This is a genomic window from Methanosarcina sp. 1.H.A.2.2 (assembly GCF_000979975.1).
Classification (GTDB): Archaea; Halobacteriota; Methanosarcinia; order Methanosarcinales; family Methanosarcinaceae; genus Methanosarcina.
Genome location: NZ_JJQL01000048.1, coordinates 18,703 through 27,268 on the forward strand (window position 1 = coordinate 18,703; position 8,566 = coordinate 27,268).

The window sequence follows — 8,566 nt, forward strand, 5'->3', positions numbered from 1 at the left end:
CTTGAGATGACTGAAAATAACTGAGACGACTGAGATAACAACTTCATAATAATTGAGACGATTGACAATGAATTCAGAAAAAACCGATGATAACAGAGAGAGCATCGTAATGCCGCTCTTTGAAGTAGTTGTTTACCCGAAAAGCCGGGCAAAATTCCTGGCTGACAAAGTTACCGGGGAAATACTATCAACTGATATAAAAAATGCCGAGCCTGTGTATGCTGTCGGGCTGACAGTAAAGAGCGGCACAAAACCTTCAGACCTGTCAGAAGACGATCTGTATAAAACAGGAAATCTGCTTAAGATTGTATTTGTGCAGCCTGCTGATGAAGGATATCTTGTTGTTGCGAAGGCCGTCAAGAGGGTAGAGGCCGTCTCTCTCTGCCGGAAGGACGGACTGTTCTATGCAACATATGAGCCTATTTCTGATCTTCCGGATCTTGATGAAGATATTCATGCGGAAATGATAGAGAATGTAAAAACGATGATTAATGAGATAAGCAGTCGTTTCCAGGGTTCTGAGAAATTTACCAGGCCAATCGAGAAGATGGGTTCCATTGATCAGATAATGGGACATGTCATGCCATTCATACCGATAAAACTTGAAGAAAAGCAGGCCCTTCTGGAGATTGTTTCTGTCAGGGAACGATATCTTACGTTTTTTAATATTCTGATGAAGCACAAAGAGAATATCAATTTCCAGATTGAAATTGCAAAAAAAGTTACCGATAATATAAACAAGTCGCATAGAGAGGCGATGCTTAGAGAGCAGCTGAAGGTAATCCAGGAAGAACTCAATGAAGGCGCAGATTCCGTTTCAGGTGAAGGGGGATACCGGGAAAGAATTGAGAATTCCAGGATGCCTGATGAGGCAAGAAAGAAAGCACTCTCAGAGCTAAAGAAACTTGAAACCGGAGGCAGCCATAATCCTGAAAGCCCTGTTCTCCGAAACTATCTGGACCTCATGCTCGACCTTCCCTGGGTAACGGAAGAGAAAAAGAGCATCGATATTGCTGAAGCTCGCCGTGTGCTTGAGAGCAACCATAACGGGCTTGAAAAAGTCAAGGAGAGAATAATCCAGCACCTGGCGGTAATGAAATTAAAAAAGGAAAAACAGGGTTCGATTCTGGTCTTTATGGGACCTCCGGGCACTGGCAAAACAAGTCTGGGAAAAAGTATTGCAGATGCCCTTGACAGGAAATATGTCCGGATCAGCCTTGGAGGCGTCAAAGATGAAGCCGAGATCAGAGGACACCGCAGGACATACGTCGGGGCTCTGCCCGGAAGGATTATACAGGGCATGAAAAAAGCAGGCACGAAAAATCCTGTATTCGTTCTCGATGAAATCGATAAGCTTTCATCTTCCTACTCAGGAGATCCGGCAAGTGCCCTTCTGGAAGTCCTTGACCCCGAACAGAACAACACATTCTCAGACCACTATCTGGAAGTCCCCTATGACCTGTCTGAGGTATTGTTCATTGCCACTGCCAACTCCCTGGCAAATATCCCGGCGCCGCTTCTTGACAGGATGGAGCTGATCGAGATCTCGGGCTACACGAAGAACGAGAAGTTTGCAATTGCAAGAGACCACCTGCTCCCCAGTACCCTGGAAGAACACGGTCTTGATGCGGATAAACTCAAAATTGAAGATGAGGCCTTAAAGGTAATCATCGAAAAATACACCCGTGAAGCAGGAGTCAGGCAGCTTCAAAAACAGCTTGCGAAGGCTTCGAGATTCGTTTCCGAAAAGATAGTTTCAGGCAAGGCTGACCTGCCTTATGTGATAAAGGTGGATATGCTCAAGGAGACCCTCGGAAAAGAGTTGATCCGGCAGGAAGAAGCCCGAAAAGAGAATGTTCCCGGCGTGGTCACCGGACTTGCCTGGACTCCTGTCGGAGGAGAAATTCTCTTCATAGAAGGCACATTCATGCCCGGTAAAGGAAAGCTTACGCTTACCGGCCAGCTTGGGGATGTGATGAAAGAGTCTGCGCAGATATCTATGAGCCTTGTCAGGTCCAGGCTTGCAAACACTGCAAACAGCTTTAACTTTACTGCAAGCGACGTTCACATCCACGTGCCCTCGGGTGCAACCCCAAAGGACGGCCCGTCAGCAGGTGTGACTCTATTTACTGCCCTCACATCCCTGATTACCGGCAAAGCAGTTGACCCAAAAATTGCCATGACAGGGGAAATCACGTTGAGCGGGGCAGTAATGCCTGTGGGCGGCATAAAAGAGAAAATCCTGGCAGCTCACAGGGCAGGCATAAAGAAGGTAATCCTGCCAAAAGAGAATGAAAGGGATCTTGAAGATGTGCCCGAAGATGTCAGAAACGAACTTCAATTCGTACCGGTGGAGACCATTGAAGAGGTCTTGAAAGAGGCACTTGATATGGACCTTCCCGGACAGATGCTGTCGTCTTCGTTTGCAGGAAACAGCTTCGCAACTACCCAGAACGTTTGAATTTGAAGTGCAGGATGGGGTTACGGTTTGTCGGAACCGTGATACACCCTTCCTGAGAATTTTTCTTAAATATTTTTGAAATCTGGGTCTAAGTTTAGTTCAGTTTTTCAGTACGTTTATCAAGTTTAAACATTCCTGCAAATAATATAATGGAGAAAATTGTAATATTACGTTATTTGAAGGTCCTGAGAATCCGAAAGTCCTGAGAAATCGAAACTAAGAGGCAAGATCATGAAAGTAATAGCCATAAACGGAAGCCCCAGAAAGAAATGGAATACAGCAACCCTGCTTGAAAAAGCTCTTGAAGGTGCAGCTTCAGAGGGTGCAGAAACAGAAATAATCCACCTCTATGACCTCAACTTTAAAGGCTGCACAAGTTGTTTTGCCTGCAAATTAAAGGGTGGGAAAAGCTATGGAAAATGTGCAATGCAGGACGACCTGACCCCTGTGCTGGAGAGGCTGAAAGAGGCGGATGCGGTGATCCTGGGATCACCCATTTACCTTGGGAACTCTACAGGCGAGATGAGATCGTTCATGGAACGTTATGTATTTCCATATCTCGTTTACTCCAATAGCGTGCCTTCGCTCTATCCGAAAAATATCCCTGTCGGTTTCATCTACACTATGGGGGTAAAGGAAGAATACATGGATATGTTTGGGCTCAGGAAAACTATTGAATTGAATGAATATATTGCTAAGAGAATCTTCGGAGATTCCGAATCACTGTACAGCACCGATACCTACCAGTTCGAAGATCATTCAAAGTATGTGGCAGACAGTTTTGATCCCGAGGAAAAGGCAAAAAGGCGAAAAGAAGTGTTTCCAAAAGACTGTGAGAAAGCCTTTGAGATGGGAGCCAGGTTCGTAAAGCGACAAAAAGCTATGGAAGTAAAGAAGTAAAAGCAATAAAAATTGAGTCACTTTACTCCCTGAAACCGATTTTTAACTCCTATAATATCGAAAACCTCCGCCAGCTTGTCTGGCGGCTCTGCCCAAAAAAAGAAGTAGAGAAAAAAGAGAATTAAAAGAGAAAAAGCTCGAAAAAGTAGTAAAAACAAAATAGATGGGAAAAAACATTTTTCAGGCCAGAACTCATTCTATTTTTATTGCGTGCCCACAGACTTATCAAATCTCTTTTACTTGTCAGCTTTTATTTACTGGTTTTTTGCTTATTTTTTGTCTTTTTTGAGAAGGCCGCTCTCCTTCGTCGAGCGTGACAAGAAAGGTTCGGTATAGTGAATACGGTTGTACGGGTCAAAAATATTTTTAGTAGATTTTTTGAGCTTTCCGGTCGAAGTCCAGTTCCTCAGTTTAGGAGAAGAACCTTCTGAAGAACTATTCTTCTTTCAGGGCTTTTCACCACACCCGTGAAGAGCTGTGGAAAAATTCAAAGCTGCCCACCGCTGCAGGAGAAAGCCCCATTTCTTCAAACATTCCCCTGAAAACCACCCGGTATTCCTCTTCAGGTATCGTTTCCCCACTGCTTCCAGGAGGCATTATGATTTCGAGCCTTACCTTTCCGGAGGCATCGAGTTCAACTATGTACCTGTTCCCCTTATCATAAGTCACTACCTTTGCCTCCGGGACAAAATAACTTACTGAACCCAGCCGCCTGCCGTCCTTTAAAAAGACTTCATCCGGACCCAGGCCTGCCATGGGATACGTATAAACACTCACAGTGGACCCGTAAGTGGAATCATCACTGTTTTCCTTGAGATAGGCATATACAGCCGGGAAATCCGGAGATTCGTTCACCGATATTTCAGCGTCCCAGGTCTGGTTTTGTGAGGCTTTTTTCAGGGCTTCAAGATACTTTTCCGAGGCTTTTTCATCTATTCCGAAGAGGAGCCTTATTTTTTCAAGCATCCAGAAGTCATCCGGAAATTCCGATAGCTGTAAGGGGGACTCGGGGTCGGAGTGGCTGAAGTTCGAGAGGGCTACACAGGTTCCGGTCCTGGCTTCAGTTTCGGATTTTTGTCCTTCTTCCGCCTCCTCTTCACAGATGAAGATCATGAGCTCGGAGTTCTCGTTATAGTTAAGCCTGATGTTCTCCACAAGAGCAGCACCTCCGAAGCGTTCCCTTAACTCCGGTACATCTCCCGACTCAAAGCCCGAAAAGTTTCCGGGCCAGGGCCAGGAACCTTCCACTTCATAGCCGGCGTTCTCCGCTTTCGTGAGTGCGAAATTGTAATCAAGAGGCCCGATATCAACGTCCTCGGAATAGTACCAGGAACTGTCAACAAAACCCATTAATAAGAAAGGGCCGAAGATACACAGCACAAGAAGGAGGGGAATGAGCAATAATAATATCAGTATGGCTTTTTGCTTATTCATGAAACTTTCAACTCCGGGGAAACATCCGTAAACTGGAGAGGTTGTTAGTATTCCGAATTATATGCCGAATCTTAATACTGTCGGAGTTGATAACTCAGAGCTTTTCATAACATTAAATTAGAAATGCTAAAATAATAAATAAGTTTGGCTTATTTTGTAAACTTTTAGATCAAAAAATCGAAAATCAATAAATTTGTCATAGATCCGGAACCTTCCAAAAGTCCCTACCCTTATTCCTTTAGAGTGGTAATGGGCTGAGCTTTACAGGTGGCTATTTCCTTCTGCTTGATCGAACTTTCCCGAAGCAACCGGAATGGTATCTTCCGTCGTTTTTTAGGGCCAACGCTAGAATAAAGATACTTTTGTACATGCAAGGATACGGTAACGTTGAGTAGCAACCTGAGCGGCATGTGTTATATCATATTAAATTTTATATGAGGTGGTACGGATGGAAAAGCTTGCAATTAAACCTGGTATATTGGGAAGTGGCCTCGGAATCTTAGCTGGACTCATCGAAATGTCTATTGGAGCACAAATCCTGCCATGGATTGGAAATAAAGAAAGCCCAGTTGTATTGGGATTAATCACATTTTTCTTGAGCGGTATTGCCCTCCTGTCTGTCCTTTCAGCTCGTAACCATGTTAAACTAACGAATGATCGTAAGTTGGCGATTTTTTTTGGTGTACTATTACCAGCGGCAATTTGCTTTACCACCGTAGGGCGGCTCTGGTATCTGCCAGGGTCACTCCTCATTATGACATGTTTACTTCTTGCTTATGAATTTTGGTTTGGTCAATCGAAGCTTAGCTCTCCAAAAATAATTTGTAGGAAATTTTGGGTAAACCAGATACTTGGAGGAATTGGTAGCCTAATTATCCTTGTCTCCGTAGCCCTGGCATTTTTAAATAGTAATTTTGCATTATTCCAATCCGAAATTCTTATAAAGGCAGATCGTTTCCGTTTCGAGATTTTGCCAATGGATATTGTCCGCTTTACAAATTTATCAGGCGGGGTAACGACGATCGAGGATATCGAGGTTAGTCTTGTGATGGTTGTATATATCTTTTTGATATTAGGCGCCGTCATCGCTTTGATATCGAGCCTGGCCAAATCCCGTATTTTTAAAGGAATCGGTGGCATCCTTGTGTTCACAGGTTTGACTCTCTCCCTCTTTTGGCTGCCCGGAATTCTAGCACAAACAGAATTTCCCTCTGGGGGGTTTCAGAATATTGTCGGATTATTAGGAATGGGTTGGTATATCTCAACTGTTGGAATGAGTCTGATTATGATAACCAGTTTGTTTCAACTTCAACCAGGTAATACTAAGAGCTGAACTACTGGGACGCACTGAATATCAAAACATTTACTTGCCTTGTCAAGATTGTATAAACGAAAATGCACTCACAATGCTACCTGTTATCTGGTGGTTTGTGTCGAAATGAATTTATGAGAGGAATCATCTCTATTAAAAAATTTGTATCCTCTTCAAATTTGAAAACCCATTTGCTTTTAAATCAAAAAAGCTTAAACCTGATACATACATGAAAAACCTGAGAAAATACGGTAAAGCTCCTTTCAGTGTAGCAGTTATTCATGGTGGCCCCGGAGCCCCTGGAGAAATGGCTCCCGTTGCCAGGGAACTCTCTGCCATTCGGGGAATCCTTGAACCCCTCCAGACGAAAGCAACCCTTGAAGGTCAGGTCCGGGAACTGAAAGCCGTGCTGGAAGGTCATGGAGACCTACCGATCACATTAATCGGGTTTTCCTGGGGTGCAATGTTCAGCTTCATCTTCACAGCTCGCTACCCGCAATTCATAAAGAAACTAATTCTAATCGGAAGCGGCCCCTACGAAGAAAAGTATGCCGCAAACATAATGAATACACGGATAAGCCGGCTCGGAAAAGATGATTGGAAAAACTTCCTCTTCCTTACAGAAACCCTTAATGATCCCTCAGCTAAAAACAGGGACGAAGCCCTGTGCAGCTTTGGAACGTTGATGTCAAAAACGGATTCCTATGACCCGCTTCCTCATGAAGATGAACTGCTCGAATGCAGCTACGAGGCCTTCAAAGGCGTATGGGAAGAAGCCAGCGAGTTGAGGAGCAGTGGCAAGCTCCTTGAACTGGGAACTAAAATCATGTGCCCGGTAATTGCAATCCACGGAGACTATGACCCGCACCCGTTCGAAGGAGTAAGAGAACCCCTTTCCGGAATTTTGAAGGACTTCAGGTTCATTTTGCTGGAAAAATGCGGGCATATGCCCTGGATTGAGAGAGAGGCAAAGGAAAGATTCTACAACTTATTAAAGAAAGAAATTTGAACTATTCAGGTAACCTTCATAGGGCTACCTGAATAGTTACTATTCAATTTACATTCGGACTTATTGTTTTGGGGGCCAGTTCTTCTCGATCCAGCCAGGGATACGGCCGGAGTCCATTGGACCAACCTTAACATTTGCACCGAGTGTATCTTCGAGGTCACCCTGCAGACGAGCTGAGAGACCTGGAATGATAAGGGTGTTGTGGTTTGTGTCCGTCTTGAGGTCGAATCCTGCCTTTTCGAATGCGTCCTTTACCTTTGCGGAAGTCAGCTGACCACCGGCAACTGCAGCTTCCACACCAATCCCATCGGTGTCAACTGCAAGCAGCCAGCATACTATGCCATTTGCTGAGATATCGCTTTCTACCGTGTAGTAGGTAAGGGCGAAGTTTGTGGTGAAGAATACCGGAGAGTCTTTGTCCGGGGCTCCAACCTTATACATACCTCCATCCACGGAGACCGGAGTCCTCGGGTCGGTGTAGATGGTTTCGGCCAGGTGCACTTCAGGCAGTGTGGAATAAGGCTCCATGCTGTGGAGGATCATTATGTCTCCGTACCTGATAGTGAATACTGAAGCCATAACGGTTTCCCAGTAGGATGCACTTACAGGGTCTGCAATTCCTGCCATCCAGGCTGTGATGGGGAGAGCCATGATCGGATATGCGATCTCGGTGTCGCCCATAATGCCCGCTCTCCTGATTTTCAGGAAGTTGGTGAAGGTGTCCTTCAGGCCTTTGCCGCTTGGGTAGGTTCCCGGGTCGAGCACAATGTCCTTGATACCTGCTTCTGCGAAAGTCTTTGCAAGGCTCTTGAGGGCGTCAAGGTCATTAAATGCTGAAACTACAACAGGCACCTTGTACTCAAGGGCGAGTTCTCCTACTTCTTTCCAGTTGTCCTTGTTTGCAGCGTAGAGCAGTGGGTTCTTGTCCTTTGCAACCTCAAGTCCTGCCTTCAGGACTGCGGGGTTAAAGGAACAGAAGATCATAGGCAGGCCTATTTCTGCTACCTTCTTGACAGCAGCAGCGAACTTTGCCGGGTCGTTTGAAGCGGCTTTTATTGCCACACCGTCGAGAAGCAGGTTGCGACCTACATAGAACTTCTTGAAGTCCGCGATCTTATTTACCCTCTCAATAAGGGCAGCTTCTTCCATGTTGTCTGAAACATCGAAGAACATCTTTGTCTTATTGAAGAATGTTAGCTTGTGGCGGTACAGGACATCGTCCCCACCGATGTTTGCTGCCTTTTCGCCTACTCCTATGGTAACCTGACGGATCTCAGGGGCAAGGAGCCTGTCGAGTTCTGCCAGCTTCTTTGCGTACTTCTTTTCCTTTACCAGCGGGGGACAATTTTCAGTCTTTCCGGACCTGTCGATCAGCTTGGAAGCAAATGCCATACATGTAGGCTCACCACATTCTCCACAGTTGGTCTGGGGCAGGTACTTGTAGGCTTCT

General features: G+C 45.2%; 6 protein-coding genes. 4 read left to right on the forward strand and 2 right to left on the reverse strand.

Annotation, left to right across the window (positions count from 1 at the left end):
- Positions 1 to 67: 67 nt before the first annotated feature.
- Positions 68 to 2,461 carry an endopeptidase La gene (gene lon, locus EO93_RS07300; protein ID WP_048161739.1) on the forward strand — a complete coding sequence of 798 codons (2,394 nt, stop codon included), beginning with the start codon at positions 68 to 70 and terminating at the stop codon, positions 2,459 to 2,461.
- Between the two features lie 231 nt (positions 2,462 to 2,692).
- Positions 2,693 to 3,361, forward strand: coding sequence for a flavodoxin family protein (locus tag EO93_RS07305; RefSeq protein WP_048161741.1), 669 nt, complete (start codon positions 2,693 to 2,695; stop codon positions 3,359 to 3,361).
- A 456-nt stretch (positions 3,362 to 3,817) separates the two neighbouring features.
- Here EO93_RS07305 and EO93_RS07310 read toward each other — a convergent pair whose 3' ends face one another.
- Positions 3,818 to 4,795 carry a hypothetical protein gene (locus EO93_RS07310; protein WP_048161744.1) on the reverse strand — a complete coding sequence of 326 codons (978 nt, stop codon included), beginning with the start codon at positions 4,793 to 4,795 and terminating at the stop codon, positions 3,818 to 3,820.
- Positions 4,796 to 5,243: 448 nt separating this feature from the next.
- Between EO93_RS07310 and EO93_RS07315 the strand changes: the two genes are divergently transcribed.
- On the forward strand, positions 5,244 to 6,128 hold the full coding sequence (locus EO93_RS07315; RefSeq protein ID WP_048161746.1) for a hypothetical protein: 885 nt from the start codon (positions 5,244 to 5,246) through the stop codon (positions 6,126 to 6,128).
- Between the two features lie 208 nt (positions 6,129 to 6,336).
- Entirely contained in the window at positions 6,337 to 7,116 is a 780-nt protein-coding gene (locus EO93_RS07320; protein ID WP_048161748.1) for an alpha/beta fold hydrolase, read from the forward strand.
- Positions 7,117 to 7,176: 60 nt separating this feature from the next.
- Here EO93_RS07320 and acsC read toward each other — a convergent pair.
- A partial coding sequence (gene acsC, locus EO93_RS07325; protein WP_082107594.1) for an acetyl-CoA decarbonylase/synthase complex subunit gamma occupies positions 7,177 to 8,566 on the reverse strand: 1,390 nt, incomplete at its 5' end.